This is a genomic window from Nocardioides sp. NPDC023903 (assembly GCF_040639295.1).
GTDB lineage: Bacteria > Actinomycetota > Actinomycetes > Propionibacteriales > Nocardioidaceae > Nocardioides.
The window spans coordinates 137,923-154,097 of the sequence record NZ_JBEZZS010000005.1; the positions used below are offsets into that span (position 1 = coordinate 137,923).

15 protein-coding genes are annotated in these 16,175 nt (G+C 69.8%); 1 reads left to right on the plus strand and 14 read right to left on the minus strand.

The genetic code is table 11. From position 1 onward, the window contains the following. Positions 1–75: 75 nt before the first annotated feature. The 8 genes from nirD to AB0F44_RS08425 form a co-directional block, all read right to left on the minus strand. Positions 76–435, minus strand: coding sequence for a nitrite reductase small subunit NirD (nirD, locus tag AB0F44_RS08390; RefSeq protein ID WP_357354434.1), 360 nt, complete (start codon positions 433–435; stop codon positions 76–78). Continuing rightward, on the minus strand, positions 432–3,059 hold the full coding sequence (gene nirB, locus AB0F44_RS08395) for a nitrite reductase large subunit NirB (RefSeq protein WP_357354436.1): 2,628 nt from the start codon (positions 3,057–3,059) through the stop codon (positions 432–434). The genes nirD and nirB overlap by 4 nt, the downstream gene beginning before the upstream one ends. After that, positions 3,056–4,513 carry an FAD-dependent oxidoreductase gene (locus tag AB0F44_RS08400; protein ID WP_357354438.1) on the minus strand — a complete coding sequence of 486 codons (1,458 nt, stop codon included), beginning with the start codon at positions 4,511–4,513 and terminating at the stop codon, positions 3,056–3,058. The genes nirB and AB0F44_RS08400 overlap by 4 nt, the downstream gene beginning before the upstream one ends. After that, positions 4,510–6,549 carry a molybdopterin oxidoreductase family protein gene (locus AB0F44_RS08405; RefSeq protein WP_357354440.1) on the minus strand — a complete coding sequence of 680 codons (2,040 nt, stop codon included), beginning with the start codon at positions 6,547–6,549 and terminating at the stop codon, positions 4,510–4,512. The genes AB0F44_RS08400 and AB0F44_RS08405 overlap by 4 nt, the downstream gene beginning before the upstream one ends. Before the next feature lie 142 nt (positions 6,550–6,691). Next, positions 6,692–7,429, minus strand: coding sequence for an ABC transporter permease (locus AB0F44_RS08410; RefSeq protein ID WP_357354441.1), 738 nt, complete (start codon positions 7,427–7,429; stop codon positions 6,692–6,694). Next, the gene (locus tag AB0F44_RS08415) at positions 7,426–8,139 is read right to left on the minus strand and encodes an ABC transporter ATP-binding protein (RefSeq protein WP_357354443.1); all 714 of its coding nucleotides are present in this window, start codon (positions 8,137–8,139) and stop codon (positions 7,426–7,428) included. Before AB0F44_RS08415 ends, AB0F44_RS08410 begins: the two co-directional genes overlap by 4 nt. A 43-nt stretch (positions 8,140–8,182) precedes the next feature. After that, complete coding sequence (locus tag AB0F44_RS08420; protein WP_357354445.1) at positions 8,183–8,779, minus strand: TetR family transcriptional regulator; 597 nt, start codon at positions 8,777–8,779, stop codon at positions 8,183–8,185. A 9-nt stretch (positions 8,780–8,788) separates the two neighbouring features. After that, positions 8,789–9,979, minus strand: coding sequence for a heparan-alpha-glucosaminide N-acetyltransferase domain-containing protein (locus AB0F44_RS08425; RefSeq protein ID WP_357354447.1), 1,191 nt, complete (start codon positions 9,977–9,979; stop codon positions 8,789–8,791). A gap of 74 nt (positions 9,980–10,053) precedes the next feature. Between AB0F44_RS08425 and AB0F44_RS08430 the strand changes: the two genes are divergently transcribed. Continuing rightward, on the plus strand, positions 10,054–11,259 hold the full coding sequence (locus AB0F44_RS08430) for an MFS transporter (protein WP_357354449.1): 1,206 nt from the start codon (positions 10,054–10,056) through the stop codon (positions 11,257–11,259). Positions 11,260–11,280: 21 nt separating this feature from the next. Here the strand turns inward: AB0F44_RS08430 and AB0F44_RS08435 are convergent, their stop codons facing one another. From AB0F44_RS08435 to AB0F44_RS08460, 6 genes are all read right to left on the minus strand, one after another. Continuing rightward, a complete protein-coding gene (locus tag AB0F44_RS08435; RefSeq protein ID WP_357354451.1) occupies positions 11,281–12,051 on the minus strand; it encodes a sugar phosphate isomerase/epimerase in 771 nt (256 codons plus the stop codon). Positions 12,052–12,062: 11 nt separating this feature from the next. Continuing rightward, positions 12,063–13,019, minus strand: a complete 957-nt coding sequence (locus tag AB0F44_RS08440) for a Ppx/GppA phosphatase family protein (protein WP_357354453.1) — start codon at positions 13,017–13,019, stop codon at positions 12,063–12,065. Between the two features lie 58 nt (positions 13,020–13,077). After that, positions 13,078–13,587, minus strand: coding sequence for a hypothetical protein (locus AB0F44_RS08445; RefSeq protein WP_357354455.1), 510 nt, complete (start codon positions 13,585–13,587; stop codon positions 13,078–13,080). 111 nt (positions 13,588–13,698) lie between these two features. Further along, positions 13,699–14,196, minus strand: a complete 498-nt coding sequence (locus AB0F44_RS08450) for a hypothetical protein (protein ID WP_357354457.1) — start codon at positions 14,194–14,196, stop codon at positions 13,699–13,701. Continuing rightward, a complete protein-coding gene (locus tag AB0F44_RS08455; RefSeq protein WP_357354459.1) occupies positions 14,189–14,776 on the minus strand; it encodes a helix-turn-helix domain-containing protein in 588 nt (195 codons plus the stop codon). Before AB0F44_RS08455 ends, AB0F44_RS08450 begins: the two co-directional genes overlap by 8 nt. A gap of 42 nt (positions 14,777–14,818) precedes the next feature. Next, a complete protein-coding gene (locus AB0F44_RS08460; RefSeq protein WP_357354461.1) occupies positions 14,819–16,081 on the minus strand; it encodes an MFS transporter in 1,263 nt (420 codons plus the stop codon). Positions 16,082–16,175 lie beyond the last annotated feature (94 nt).

Genomic DNA, 16,175 nt, shown 5'->3' on the forward strand with positions numbered 1-16,175 from the left:
CCGTGGGCTGCTTGATCGCCACGGCTAACTTTCGCTCACGGCCTCACAGCCCCGAGGAGCGGGAGAACCGCGGGCCTACGCCCGGCGTGCCCCGATGCGTACCTCGCCGTCGATGACGTCGACCTCGTAGGTCGGGACCGACACCGACGGGTCGTCGAGGCACTGACCGCTCTCGAGCGAGAACGGCTGCTTGAGCAGGGGCGAGGCCACGAACGGCACCTCACCACGCGTCCCGACGATCCCGCGGGCGAGCACCGAGGCGTGGCCGTACGGATCGAAGTTCGACAACGCGAAGACACGGTCGTCGAGGGTCCGGAAGACGGCGACGGCCTCTCCGCGCACCAGCGCGGCGATGCCCGTCTCCGGGTCGATGTCGTCGAGGCGACAAACGGCGATGTACGTCACGGGCTGGATCTGGGTCTGGGTCTCGGTCATCGCGTCTCCTCCAGGGTGGGCATTCCGACAGGGATCGAGGAACCGAGCGAGACCGGGCCGACAGCGGCCGGCTCCTCGCCGACCTCCGGGACGATCTGGCCGCGGGTGGACCCGAAGGAGATGTTGGGGTCCGGGATGTCCGGGGCGTTGACGAAGGAGACGAACCGCTTCAGCTTCTCCGGGTCCTCGATCGTCGCCTTCCACTCGTCGAAGTAGCCGTCGACGTGCGCGGCCATCGCGGCCTCGAGCTCGGTGCCGAGGCCGAGGACGTCGTCGACCACGACCTCGCGGACCCGGTCCAGGCCGCCGTCGAGGGAGTCGATCCAGGTCGAGGTGCGCTGGAGGCGGTCGGCGGTGCGTACGTAGTACATGAGGAAACGGTCGAGGTAGCTGACCAGCTCCTCGGTGCTCAGGTCACCGGCGAGCAGCTGGGCGTGGGCCGGGATGGCGCCGCCGTTGCCCCCGACGTACAGGTTCCAGCCCTTCTCGGTGGCGATGACGCCGAAGTCCTTGCCGCGGGCCTCTGCGCACTCGCGGGCGCACCCGGAGACGCCACCCTTGAGCTTGTGCGGCGAGCGCAGCCCGCGGTAGCGGGTCTCCAGCATGATCGCGAGGCCGACGGAGTCCTGGACGCCGTAGCGGCACCAGGTCGAACCGACGCAGGACTTCACGGTCCGCAGGGACTTCCCGTACGCGTGGCCCGACTCGAACCCGGCGTCGACCAGGCGCTTCCAGATCGCGGGGAGGTCCTCCATCCGGGCGCCGAACATGTCGATGCGCTGGCCGCCGGTGATCTTGGTGTAGAGGCCGAAGTCCTTGGCCACCTCACCGATCACGATCAGGCCCTCGGGCGTGATCTCGCCGCCGGGGATGCGCGGGACGACGGAGTAGGAGCCGTTCTTCTGGAGGTTGGCCAGGTAGGCGTCGTTGGTGTCCTGGAGCTTGCGGTTCTCCTTGGCCAGCACGTGCCCGTTGAGCTGACTCGCCAGGATGCTCGCGACAGCCGGCTTGCACAGGTCGCAGCCGCGGCCGGTGCCGTGGGCCTCGATGATCTGGTCGAAGGTCTTGTAGCCGTGGATCAGGACCACGTCGAAGAGCTCGGCGCGGGTCATCTTGAAGTGCTCGCACAGGCTCGTGTCGACGGTCTTGCCCTGGGCGGTGAAGTAGTCCTCGACGATCTTCTTCACCTGCACCTTGCAGGATCCACACGTCGAGCCGGCCTTGGTCTCCTTGGTGACGTCCGCCGCGCTCTCACAGCCGTTGTCGACGGCCGCCTCGATGTCACCGCGGGTGACGTTGTTGCAGGAGCAGATCTGCGCCTCGGGAGGAAGCTGAATTCCTCCCCCACCGCCACTGGACTGGGGGAGGATCAGCTCTTCCGGGTTCTCCGGAAGGACCATGCCCGAGGCGACCATGGGCCGCAGCAGGCCGTACGCGGAGGCGTCGCCGACCAGCACGCCGCCGAGCAGGCGGGTGCCGTCCTCGCTGATCACGAGCTTCTTGTAGACGCCGGCAACCGCGTCGGAGTACGTGAGCTCGAGGCACTCGTCGGTGGTGCCGTGCGCGTCACCGAAGCTCGCGACGTCGACACCGAGCAGCTTGAGCTTGGTCGACATGTCGGCGCCGGTGAAGGTGCCGGCACCGCCGAGCAGCGCGTCGGCGACGACCTCGGCCATGTCGTAGCCGGGGGCCACCAGGCCGTACATCTTGCCGCCGGGCGCGGCGCACTCGCCGACCGCCCACACGTGCGGGTCGGAGGAGCGGCACTGCTCGTCGACCAGCACGCCGCCGCGCTCGGCCAGGTCCAGGCCGGCGGCGCGGGCGAGCGCGTCGCGCGGCCGGATGCCGGCCGAGAAGACGAGCATGTCGATCGGCAGCGGCTCCTCGACGTCCTTGAACTTCAGAGCGCTGACCTTGCCGTCGAGCACGCCGCTCTCGTCCTCGTCCACGACCGAGATCTCGGCCGCGGAGTCCGGCGAGATCGATTCCGTCATCACGCCGGTGTGCACGGTGAGACCGAGCTTCTGGATGTGGCGCTTGAGCGTGTTGCCGCCGGCGTCGTCGACCTGCACGGCCATCAGCCGCGGCGCGAGCTCGACCACGTGGGTCTCGACGCCGAGCTGGTGCAGCGCGTTGGCGGCCTCCAGCCCGAGCAGGCCACCGCCGATCACGGCCCCGGTCTTCGCGGTCTTCGCGGCCTCGCGGATCGCCTCGAGGTCCTCGATCGTGCGGTAGACGAAGACGTTCCCGAGCTCAGAACCCGGCACAGGCGGCACGAACGGCGCCGCTCCGGTGGCGAGCACCAGCTCGTCGTACGCCATCTCCTCGCCGTCGGCGAGCATCACCGTCTGCGCGGCGGGGTCGATCTCGACGACGCTCGTGCTGGTGCGCAGGGTGACGCGCGGGTCCTCGTAGACGCCGGAGGGCAGGAAGGAGAGTGCCTCGGCGCCGACCTCGAAGAAGCTGGTGAGGGCGACCCGGTCGTACGCCGGGCGCGGCTCCTCACCGAAGACCACGATGTCGTGGGTCTCGGTGAGACCGCGCTCGATGGCCGCGGTCACGAAGCGGTGACCGACCATGCCGTGGCCGACGACGACGACCTTCTTGCGGAGGTGAGGGCTCATGACGTAGTTCCTTCCAGACTGAGCTTCGTTGCATTGAGCTGAGTACCGCTGGGCCGAGTGGCCAGGAGCTGACGTACGGTCGGCGCGCAGCCACCGCATCCGGTGGTGGCGCGGGTGGTGTCGCGTACGTCCTCGAGGGACCGGCAGGCCCGGATCCGGCCGGCGCTGACACCGGCGCAGGCGCAGACCTCCGCGTCGTCGGGGAGCTCCGGACGGGGACCGTTGGACGGCTCGGGCAGCAGCAGCTGCCCGGCCTCGTGCTCGCCGAGCACTGTCTGCCGGTCGAAGGCCTGGGTGATCAGGCCGACCCGGCTGAGGTCACCGACGAGGGCGCCGGCGACGATGCGGCCGTCGCGTACGACCAGCTTGCGGTGGGTGCCCTTGACCGGGTTGGCGATCTCGACGACCTCGCCCGTCTCGTTCTCGGGCTCGCCGAGGACGCAGACGTCGAGGTCGGTGGCGCGCAGCCGGGCGACGACGCGGTGTCCTTCGTAGGTCGCGGAGCCGCCGGCCAGGACGTCGGCGAGGACGCCGGCCTGCTCCCATGCCGGCGATACGAAGCCGGTCACGGTTGCGTTGTGCTCGGCGCAGTCGCCGATCGCGTAGACGTCCGGGTCGTCGACGCTGCGAAGCCGGTCGTCGACGACGATGCCGCGGTTGACGGTGAGCTCGGCGCGGCGGGCGAGGTTGGCGCGCGGGCGGCCGCCGGCGGTGAGCACGACCAGGTCGGTCTCGAGCGTGTAGCCGTTGTCGAGCTTGAGCCCCTCGTCGGTCAGCCTGGTCGCGCGGGCGCCGAGGTAGACCTGGGTGCCGAGCTTGGCCATCGACCGCTTGAGCACCTTGCCTGCCGACGCGTCGACCTGGCTGCTGAGCAGGTGGTCGCGGCCCTCGACGATCTCGGTCTCGATGCCGCGGACCGCCAGCGCACGGGCGACCTGGAGACCGAGCAGACCACCGCCGACGATCACCGCGGTCCGGGGGTGGTCGTGAAGCGTGTCGAGCAGCCGCCCGCAGTCGTCGAGACTGCGGAACGCCTGCACCCGCGGGTCCAGCGAGCCGTCCATCCGCACCACGCCGCGGATCGGCGGCAGGGTCGGGATGGCCCCGGTCGCCAGCACGACGGCGTCGTAGGGAACCCTCGTCCGGTTGGCGAGCTCGACCTCGTGGCGGTCACGGTGGATGTCGACGACGAGGCTGTCCAGGCGGAGGTCGACTCCCCTGTCGGCGTACCACTGCTTCTCGCGCAGCGCGAGCGCCCCGGGACGGTGGGTGCCCTCGAGCACGGCGGAGAGAAGGATCCGGTTGTACGGAGCGTGCTGCTCCTCCGCGAGCACGGTCGTCTGCGGACCCAGGCCGCGCGCGACCAGTCCCTCGACCAGCCGCGCCGCGGCCATGCCGCCACCGATGATGACGATCCGCTTCTCGCTCACGGGCTCGCTCACGGGCTCGCTCATGCCGTCACCGCCGCGGCGCAGACCTTGAACTCCGGCATCCGGCTGGAGGGGTCGAGGGCGTCGTTGGTGAGCTTGTTGGCGCCTACCCAGTGGAACGGTACGAAGACCGTGTCCGGACGGATCGTCGTGACGATCCGCGCGGGCGCCTTCATCTCGCCGCGCGGGGTGCGTACGACGACCGGGTCGCCGTCGTGGGCGCCGACCCGGTCGGCCAGCAGCGGGTGGAGCTCGACGAAGGCGCCCTCGTCGGGAAGGTCCTTGATCCGCCGGGTCTGGGCACCGGACTGGTACTGCGCGAGCACCCGGCCGGTGGTCAGGTGGAGCGGGTAGTCGGCGCTCGGCTGCTCGGCCGGGCCACGGTGGGCGACGTCGATGAAGCGGGCGCGGCCGTCGGCATGGAAGAAGGAGTCGGCGAAGAGGCGCGGGGTGCCCTGGGTGTCTTCCGGGCAGGGCCAGAAGACGCCGTCCTCGTCGCGGATGCGGTCGTAGGTGATGCCGCTGTAGTCGGCCTTGCCGCCCTTCGAGGCCGCGCGGAGCTCGGTGAAGATCTCCTCGGGGTCGGTCGACCAGGTCGAGGCGGCACCGAGGCGGGTGGCGAGACCGGTGATGATGTCGAGGTCGTTCATGACCCCGTCGGGGGCGCTGATCGCCTGGTTGCGCAGGATCACCCGGCCCTCGAGGTTGGTCATGGTGCCGGTCTCCTCGGCCCACTGGGTCACCGGCAGGACCACGTCAGCCATCGCAGCGGTCTCGCTCATCACCATGTCGGCGACGACCAGCAGATCGAGGTCAGCCAGCCGCGACGTGACGTGGGTGGCGTTGGGGGCGGAGACGACGATGTTGGAGCCGAAGACGATGAGGCTCTTGGGGCCTTCAGGAGTGCCGAGCGCGTCGAGGAGCTCGTAGGCGGAGCGGCCCTTGCCGGGGATGGTCTCGGGATCGACGCCCCAGACCGCGGCGACGTGGGTCCGGGCGGCGGGGTCGTCGATCATCCGGTAGCCGGGAAGCTGGTCGGCCTTCTGGCCGTGCTCGCGGCCACCCTGGCCGTTGCCCTGGCCGGTCAGGCAGCCGTAGCCGGCGTACGCCTTTCCGGGCATGCCGAGCGCGAGCGCCACGTTGAGCCAGGCCAGGACGGTGGCGGTGCCCTGGGCGTGCTGCTCGGCGCCGCGGGCGGTCAGGACCATGACCTTCCCGGCGCTGGCGAGCAGGTCGGCGAGCTCGCGCAGCTGCGCGGCCTCGACCCCACTGACCCGCTCGACCATCTCCGGCCACCAGGCGGCCACGGAGCGGCGTACGTCCTCGAAGCCTGTGGTCCGCTCGGCGATGTAGTCCTCGTCGACAGCGCCGGCCGCGTCGAGCAGGTGCATGACGCCGAGCGCGAGGGGCAGGTCGGTGCCGGGGACCGGCTGGAGGAAGAGGTCGGCACGCTCGCCGGTCGGGGTCAGCCGCGGGTCGATGACGACGACCTTGCCGCCGTTCTCCCGCAGCCGGTCGAGGTGGCGGGCCGCCGGCGGCATCGTCTCGGCGAGGTTGGAGCCGACGAGCACACAGACGTCGGTCTTCTCGATGTCGGCCAGCGGGAACGGCAGGCCGCGGTCGACGCCGAAGGCCTGGTTGCCGGCCGAGGCCGCCGAGGACATGCACCAGCGGCCGTTGTAGTCGATCTGGGAGGTGCCGAGGGCGACCCGGGCGAACTTCCCGAGCTGGTACGCCTTCTCGTTGGTCAGCCCACCGCCGCCGAAGACGGCGTTGGCGTCGGCGCCGTGGGTCTCCCGCAGGTCAGAGAGCTTCGACGCGACCAGGTCGAGCGCCTCGTCCCAGGTCGCCGCGCTCCACTCCCCCGTCGTCCGGTCGCGCATCATCGGCGTGGTGAGCCGCTCGCGGCTGCCGCGCAGCCCCGCCGCCGTCCACCCCTTGCGACACAAGGCACCCTCGTTCACCGGGAACGATCGCTCACTGACCTCCAGGCGCGGCCCTTTGCGTGAAAGGGTCATCCCGCACTGCAAGCTGCAGTAAGGACAGTGGGTGTCGGTCACGCGTACTCACACCGTTTCGGGTCGGGGACTGGCGACCTCTACTCTCCGGCGTCAAGGTTTCGCCCCGATCCGCTCTCCGTACCCCTTCCGTCAACTTCCGCTCACCACCTCACAGACCCGCCGCTGCGGCGGCCCTCGGCGATCAGGGAGTACGCCGCCGCAGCGTCGCCGATCCGAGGGCGAGGCCGGCCACGACGAACCCGGTGACGACGGCCAGGTCGGTCCAGACCTCGCCGGTGTCGGCGGAGGTGACCAGGTGGGTCATCGCATCGACGGCGTAGGAGAGCGGCAGGACGTTGGAGATGGCCTCCAGGACCGCTGGCAGCGACTCGCGCGGCACGAGCAGACCGCAGAGCAGGATCTGCGGGACCACGATCGCCGGCATGAACTGCACGGCCTGGAACTCGGTGGTGGCGAAGGCGGAGACGAGCAGCCCGAGCGCGGTGCCGAGGACGGCGTCGACGATCGCGACGACCACGAGCAGGGCGACCGAGCCGGTGATCTCCAGCCCGAGCAGACCCACGCTGACGCCGACGGCCACGCCGGACTGGACGGCGGCGAGCAGGCCGAACGCCAACGCGTAGCCGAGGAGGAAGTCGCCCTTGCCCAGCGGCATCGCAAGCAGCCGTTCGAGCGTCCCCGAGGAGCGTTCGCGCAGCGTGGTCACCGAGGTGACCAGGAACATCACGATGAACGGGAAGATCGCCAGCAGAGCCGGCCCGATCCGGTCGAAGATCGGCGCGGGCGACTCCTCGTACATCCACCACAGCAGGGTCATCAGCAGCGTCGGGAGGATCACCAGCATCACCAGGGTGCGGTGGTCGCGCCGGATCTGGGCGAGGACCCGCCCGGTCACGGCAAGGGTTCGTCGCAGGCTCATCGCGCTCCCTCCTTCACCAGCGTCAGGAAGGCCTGCTCGATGTCGTCGGCGCTCGCCTTCTGCTTGATCTCCGCCGGGCTGCCGTCGGCGAGGAAGGCGCCGTCGCGCATCAGCAGCAGCCGGTCGCAGCGCTCGGCCTCGTCCATCACATGGCTGGAGACGATGACGGCCGCACCCGCGGCGGCCAGGTCGCGGAAGGTGCCCCACAGCTGCTCGCGGAGCACCGGGTCGAGCCCGACGGTCGGTTCGTCGAGCACCAGCAGGTCCGGCGATCCGAGCAGCGCGGCGGCGAGTCCGACCCGCGAACGCTGGCCACCGGAGAGATCGCGTACGACCTGATCCTTCTGATCGAAGAGGTCGACCGTCTCGATGGCTTCGGTGACCGACGACATCGGCGCACCGAGCACCCGGGTGAAGAAACGGAGATTCTCCGTGATCGTCAGGTCGTCGTAGACGCTGGCCGCCTGGGTGACGTACCCGATCCGCGGGCGCAGCGCGGCCGAGCCCGCCGGGCTGCCGAGGACGGTGAGGGTCCCGGTGACCTTCGCCTGCACGCCGACCAGGGCACGCATCAGCGTCGTCTTGCCGCAGCCGGACGGCCCGAGCAGCCCGGTGACCTCACCTGCCCGGATCGAGAAGTCGAGGCCATGGAGCACCTCGTTCTTCCCGCGTACGACCCGGAGGCCGGATGCCTCCACCACGTTATTCATCACATGATGAAATGTGGCACGAGCGCGGTCCCCGCGCAAGGGGCTACGGCAACGGTCCGGTCAGATATCCCTGGACCACCGGCGCGTACGTCGCCACCAAGGTCTCCACCGGAGCCGAGGCGAGCGGCTCTATCCGGGCGATGTAGCGCAACGCGACGAGCCCGACCAGCTGCGAGGCCACCAACGTGATCCGCCGCTCAGGTTCATCGAGCTCGAGTGCCTCGCTGACCGGAGCCAGGATCAGCCGGCCGAAGGCATCCGGCACCAGAGCCTTCCCCTCCGGCTCGAAAGCGTTGCGCATCAACGCCATCAGCGGGAGCCGGGACTCCTCGTCGTCCCAGACGCTCAGGAGGAGACGTACGAGCCGCTCCCCCACACCGTCGCGGCCCCCGGCTGCGACCACGGGCACGACGTCTCGTGGGTCGACCCGCAGCTCCAGCGAGGCGACGAAGAGGTCCTCCTTGGTGCCGAAGTAGTGGTGCACCAGCGCGGAGTCGACCCCGGCGGCGGTCGCGATCCCGCGGACGGAGGTCGCCGCGTACCCCTGCTGCGCGAAGCGCTGCCGAGCCGCCGCCAGGATCGCCGCCCGCGTGTCCGGCGAACCGGGCCTGCGCCCTCGCCGCGGTGCCTTCGTGCTCATGGAAGCACGCTAACCCGACGACGGCAGCTCGGGGCGAGGCTCCGTCCGGCGCAACCAGGCCGCGGGGCGGCCGACGAGCCATTCGAGCGGACCAGGACGACCCCAAGCGGTGACGAGCGCGCCGATCGCCATCACGACGAGCACATGGAAGACGTACGTGTCGGGCGTCTCCGGCGGCCAGACGGCAGCGGTCTTCATGATCACGTGCAGCGTGTAGAGGGTGAGGGTCATCGTGCCGGCGCCGAACAGCACCGCCATCCCGGCACGCCACCGGTCCGACAGCCGCAGCGCGATCATCTGGCAGGCGCCGATGACGAACATCGAGGTGCCGATCGTCTGTGCTAGGTCGAACGGCGTGGACGAGTGCGGCGCGACGACCAGCAGCCACTGCCAGCCGCCGTCGACCGGCGTCTGCCCGTAGAGGCCGTGGCTCATCGCGGTCAACGCCCCGTCGATGTCCAGCTCCGGATAGGTACGCAGCAGCACCTCGGCAACCGAGGGCAGCCGAGTCAGCCTCCCCGACAACCAGGTGGCCGAGACGGAGATGATGATGCCGCTGGTCCAGATCATGTCGACCACGAGCCGGTTGCGCAGATCGACGCGGCCGATGGCCATCCCGATCAACACGTAGGCCAGCCACGGGACGGCCGGGTAGTAGCCGGTGAAGAGCAGCTCGGCGAGCAGCCGGCCCGGCTCCAGCAGCTGGGCCGGATCCGGGCTGGAGAACTGCCGCGGGGGCAGCATCGGCCGGATGACCTGCGACAACAGCGGCCCGACGACGATCCAGAGCACACCGAGCAGCCACAGCCACCGCGCCCGCAGCCCGAGGAACGGGATGGCGAGCAGGAACAGCACCCCGTAGTAGGTCAGGATGATCGCGATGTTGGTGCCGAGCGACCCGAGCACCAGCCCGAGCGCTGCGATCAGCACGGCCCGTGCGACCAGCCCCAGCGACCGGGACGCGAGCACCTGACCCCGCACCGGCTCCTGACGTCCGGTCATCAGCGCCAGGCTGACGCCGGCGAGCACCGCGAAGAGCGCCGCGGACCGGCCACCGGCGACGGCCTGGATCCTGGTCAGCTCCCCGGACGCGTCGACCGGGTCGAGCACGTGCGTCGCCATCATTCCCAGCAGCGCCAGGCACCGAGCCACGTCGACACCGACGAGACGGGTCGAGAGTCGATCGGTCAGCGCGGACATCGCCCCAAGAGTAGAGATATCTCACGTACGCCGCGGCTTCACCCACCCACAACACCTGCTTTACCGTGAGAACGATGTCCGTCGATGCCTCCCTGACCCGCCCCTGGGTCGGGCACGATGCCGGCAGCAGCGGCTATCGGCGGATCCTGATCGGACTCTTCGCCGCCGGGATCGCGACCTTCGGGCAGATGTACTCCACCCAGGGCATCCTCCCCACCGTCGCGCACGCGCTCGAGGTCAACGAGGCCTCCGCCGCGCTCACCGTCTCCACCGCGACCCTTGGACTCGCGGTCAGCGTCCTCGGCTGGTCGTGGGTCGCCGACCGCATCGGCCGGGCACCGGCGATGAAGATCGCGCTCTCGATCTCCCTCGTCCTCGGCCTGCTCACCCCGCTCGCCCCCGGCTTCACCACGCTCCTCGTCCTGCGCAGCCTCGAAGGTCTCGCACTCGGCGGCGTACCCGCCCTCGCGGTCGCCTATCTGGCCGAGGAGATCCACGTACGCCACGTCAGCCTCGCCGCTGCCATCTACATCTCCGGTACCACCGTCGGCGGCCTCCTCGGCCGTGTCATCACCGGGCCGTTCGCCGACCTCGGCGGCTGGCGCCTGGGCGTCACCGCCGGCGGCGTCCTCTCCGCGATCGCCGCGATCATCGCGATCACCCTGATCCCGCGCGCCCAGGGCTGGGTCCGCCCCATCGGCAGGCCGACCACGTCCGTACGCGAGGGGGTGCTCGCCAACCTCCGCGACCCGGGCATGCTCGTCCTCTACGGACAGGCAGCGCTGCTGATGGGCGGGTTCGTGGCGACGTACAACTATCTGGGGTTCCGCCTCGAACGCGAGCCCTTCGGGCTGCCGGTGGCGATCTCGAGCCAGATCTTCTTCGCCTATCTCGGCGGCACCGTCTCGTCGTCGGTCGCGGGCCGGCTGGCCGCCACCCACGGGCGGCGAAAGGTCATGCTGACCTGCGTCGTCATCACGATCGTCGGCGTCGCGATGACCTTCCCCGACAACCTCGCGATGGTCCTGACCGGCCTGTTCGTCCTCACCACCGGTTTCTTCGGCGCCCACGGCGTCGCTTCGGGTTGGGTCGGCGCGCGAGCCCGGGTCGGCAAGGCCCAGGCCAGCGCCCTCTACAACCTCTTCTACTACGGCGGCTCGAGCCTCTTCGGCTGGCTGCTCGGCTATGCGTACGTCGTCGGCTGGTGGGGCGTCGCCACCGCCGTCCTCGTCCTCGCCCTGACCTCGCTCACCTGGTCCTGGCTCGCCGCCCACGACTGACGGTGACTCGACCAGCGAAGGTCAGACCTGGAAGTGCTTCCGCGCGAACTCGAGCGACTCGCGGAGGGCGGCGACGCGCTCGGCGCGGGAGTGGGCACGTCGGGTGCTGATCTCGAGGACGATCTCGCCGTCGAACCCCGTGGCAGCCAGGTGGCGCAGGAAGCGGTCGGCGCCCATGCGGCCCCGCCCGGGCACGAGATGCTCGTCCTTGGCCGACCCGGTGCCGTCGGTGAGATGGATGTGCCGCAGCCGCGACCCGAGCCGCTTCGCCATCTCGATGACGTCGTCCCCTGCGATCGCGGCGTGGGAGAGATCGATGGTGGTGTTGGCGTACTCCTCGGTCGAGGGGTCCCAGTGAGGCAGGTACATCTGCGTGGCGCGCTTGGCCGCCCGCCACGGGTACATGTTCTCCACCGCGAACCGCAGCCCGGTCGAGCGCTCCAGCGCGGCGATGCCCTCCACGAACCCGGCCGCGTACTCACGCTGCCAGCGGAACGGCGGATGTACGACGACCACCCCTGCCCCGACCTCGACGGCCATCTCGGCCGACCGCTCGAGCTTGCCCCAAGGCTCGAAGCCCCAGACCTGCTGGGTGAACAGCAAGGTCGGCGCGTGGATCGCGACGATGGGTAGGCCGTGGTGCTCGGCGAGCTGCTTGACCGCATGGGTCTGCTGCGACAGCGCGTCGATGCCGACCATGATCTCGACCCCGTCGTAGCCCACCTCGGCCGCATAGGCGAAGCCGCGGGCGGTCGACTCGGGATAGGTTGAGGACGTCGACAGCGAGATCATCGCGGGGCCTCCTAGTCGGAGCTTCCAGGGTTAGAGCTGCCGATGAAGGACAGGTGGTCGAGACGGTCGAGGATCAGACCCTCCCGTAGAGCCCACGGACAGATCTCGAAGGCGGGCAGGTCGAAGATGTCGAGGCACGCCTCGGCGACCAGCGCACCGGGCACGATCTGATGGGCCCGTGACGGGCTGACCCCGGGCAGCTCGGAGAGCTCCTCGAGCGACATCTCCAGCAGCTTCGGGATCCATTCGCGCAGCTCGGACAGCGGCAGCTGGCGGCGCACCCGCAGCCCCTCACCGCTCGGCGCGGCACCGCATATGCGTGCCAGCGAGCGGAACGTCTTCGAGGTCGCGACCGCCATGTCCGGGTGTCCGTCGCGCAGTATCTTGCCCGCGTCTTCGGCGATCGAGGCGCGGATCGTCCGGCGCAGCTCCCGCAGCTCCTCCTCGGTCGGCCGGTCACCGAAGTAGCTGCGCGCGAGCCGGCCGGCGCCCAGCGGCAGCGACCAGGCGACGTACGGCTGCTCATCCAGGCCGGCCGCGATCTCCAGGGACCCACCGCCGATGTCGAAGACGGCGAGCCGTCCGGCCGACCAGCCGAACCAGCGGCGTACGGCCAGGAAGGTCAGCCGCGCCTCGTCGTCGCCCGGAAGGACCTCGATCTCGACCCCGGTCTCGGCATGTACGCGGTCGAGCACCTGCTGCGAGTTGCCGGCATCGCGCACCGCCGAGGTCGCGAACGCCAGCATCTCCGAGACGCCCTTCTCCTCCCCCACCGCGACCGACTCACGGGTGAAGGCGGTCAGCGCCTCGATCCCGGCCTCGGTGACATCGCCGGCCTCGTCGAGGTGCTCAGCCAGCCGCAACGGCTGCTTGAAGGAGTACGCCGGTGACGGGGCTGCCCCGCCGTGGGCGTCGACCACGAGCAGGTGTCCCGTGTTCGATCCAATGTCGAGTACGCCCAGACGCATAGGTCGACTTTAGTGCCACACCCTCATCCGCGCGGAACCCCTGTGCATGGACGAGGCGCTACCAGCGATCGCGCTTGTGCACCTTGTACGTCACCGGCATCTGCCATCCCAGGTGGCTCGCAATCCGATCGCCTGCGTAGCCGGGGATCGAATCCTGAATCATCCCCACGACGAAGTCCGTGAAGGACAAGTCGTACGCGGTCCACTCCAGGAATCCTCGGTCGAAGACGATGATCGGCATCGAGTCGTCCGCCAAGTCCCAACAGTATTGGTTGGCGTCACTCGACACCGCCCAGCACAGCAACCTCGGCGAAGCCCCAGCGAGCCGCCCAACTTTGGGCACCGTCTCGATCTCCCAGCCATGTTGGGCATCTCGGGTCTCGATCGCCATGTCGAAAACCCCGACATCCCCGAGATCGGCGGTGGGAGCCGCACTCGCAAGGTGGTCGCCGAGTGTCTCGGCGTCGGCATCTCGCATGGCTTCGAGGTCGGCGGTCGGAGCCATGATCGACAGGTAGTCACCGAGCTCCCCGGGACCCACGTCTCGCATGAAGTCGACGTAGTCCACCGGGGGCACGCGTCCCCACTCCTCAGAGATCGCTGCCCAGTCAAAGGTCCGCGGCCGAGCATCAACCACTCGGATCAGCGATGCGATATCCATGATTGTCACGGCGATGAACTAGAACGGCCCGAGGCGCGGGAGCAACTTCTTCATGGCCTCGACAATGCCCATCGCGTCGTCCAGGGCCTGGCGGGTCTCACCAACGGTGATAGGCGCGTCACCCAGGGACGGGTACTCGGTGTCGTGCCGACGCAACCGCATGGGCCCGAACGGGCGTACCACGCCGGCGGCACGTCCCAACTGAGCCTGGACGGCCTGCTGGGTCGCCTTGTGGGCGCCGATCTCCGAGCGTGCGTGCGGTCGAAGTCCCTGCTTGGCGAGGGTTGCGGTGAGCGCCTTCCGTGCTGCGTCGTAGATCAGCGGGAACGCGGAGGTCGGATGTGTGTCCATCATCAGCTTTGCTGCTTCGAGGTGCTCGTCGGCGTGACTCATCAGCAGATCAGCATGCTCCGACGACGGGGCGACCCGCTCGAGATCACCGTGGTCGATCATCGTCTCGATCTCTGCGTCGCCTTGAGGCCAGTGTCCTGGCGCCGCTTCAGGCTGGTCAGCCATCGCCGCTTCCCATCAGATGAACAAGAGGACGGGCCATGATCGTCGCCTTGAAGGAGCCCCCGTCAGCCGTCCACGCCTCCGGCGTCACCACACGGTAGTTCACCTCGCGACGCAGCGTCCGCTCGACAGGCTCGATCGCTTCGAACAGCTCGTCGCGGTCGGGGGTCCCGATCACCACCAGGTCGATGTCCCCCGGCACGGCGCCTGGCTGTTGGGCATAGCGAGCCGCCCACGAGCCGTGGATGAAGGCCTCGTCGATCCCCGATACCTGTTCGAGTGCCTCGCGGAGCAGCCCGACGGGCCCGAAGGTCAGCGCCATGACCTCAGCCAGCGGGCGGTACAGCGGATGGTCCGTGGTGGGGGTGACGGCCCGATTGCGCCCGCGTGCCGTGCTCTTGACCAGGCCCGCTTCCTCGAGACGATCGACTTCGCGCTTGACCGTCGGCACCGTCGTACCGACCGCCGCCGCAATCTCGGACAGGCTCGGCTGCTCGTCGGGGTGAAGCAACACCCACGCCAGCACTTCTCCCTGCAGCCGCGAACGCAGCAGCGGCAGAAGAGTCGGACTCGACGTTTTCATAAAACGAACCATACCGTGCGTTTTACGAAAACGTCACCCAGTTCAGCGGTCGGCGGTGGCCACAGCGCGCTCGGGGCTGGCTGCCGCAGCGGGCACCGGCCGCTCCCCGATCCGGGCGTTGACCGCCCCGGCGAGCACGACCACGAGCGCGGCGGCGGCGGGCAGGGCCAGGGCCGCCTCGGTGCCCCAGCGTTCGGCGATGCCGCCGGTGATCGCGGAGGCGAGGGACTGGCCGAGGATCACCGCGGAGCCGAGCATGGTCATCACGGTGGCCGACCGGCCGACCGGGCTGCGGCGGGCACCGAGGCCGTACTGGGTGACCAGCGTCGGGCCGATCCCGAGACCGATGACGAGCAGCGCGACCACCATCCCGGTGACCGACGACACTCCTGGCAGCACAAGGGCGCCGGCGAGCATCAGCCCGCCGAAGACCAGCCAGCGCGCGGCCGAGGTGAAGCCCACCGGGAAGACGGCGACGCCCAGCGCCAGTGCAGCCGAGCCGACGCCCATCGCGGCGTAGACCACGCCTGCCTCCTCGGGGCGTCCGTGGTCGGCCATGAACGCGGTCAGCGAGGTGAGCATCGAGCCGAAGAAGAGCCCGACGCCGAGGATGCCGACCACGATGACGACCACGTTCGGACGGGCGAGCTCACGCACGGAGCCAGCGGCCGGCGTACGGCCGGACGAGGCCTGTGCGGTCGCGGCGCTCGGGTGGAGGGCGAACGCGGAGACGAAGACCAGGGTGAGCACCGCGGCGGCGACGACCGGCGCCCACGGGTCGATCGTGACGGCGAGGACGCCCGCGACGACGGGACCGACGATGAAGACGATCTCGTCGGCCGCCGACTCGTAGGCCATGGTCGAGTTGATCACTCGCACGCGGCGTCCCGGGACGATGCACGCGGAGATGATCGCCACCAGCCGGGACCGCGAGAGCGGTGCGATCTGCGGGGCGGTCGCGCCGACCAGGAACGCCACGCCCAGCACGGCCGCGTCGGGCAGCGGGCTGTAGACCACCCAGGCCATCGCGGCCAGCATCGCGCTGCTCGCGACGCCGACCACCAGCAGCACTAGGCGCTGGCCGAACCGGTCGACCGCGGCGCCGAGAAGCGGGCCGCACGTCGCGGCTCCGATCCCGACCATCGCCGAGTTCAGACCGCCGAGCGCCAGCGAGTCGCGGCCCGCGACGACCAGCGTCAGCACGCCGATGACCATCATCGCGTACGGCATCCGCGCGACCAGCGCGAGTGGGAAGTACGTCCCTCCGACGGCGCGCACCAGACTCTGCTCGCCCTGCTGTGACATCTCTTTCGAACCTCCCGCTGCGAACCGCGGCTCTGTGCCGCCTTGGTCCGCCGGCGGGGCCAGCGCGAGGTGATACACACAATGGATACGGAGC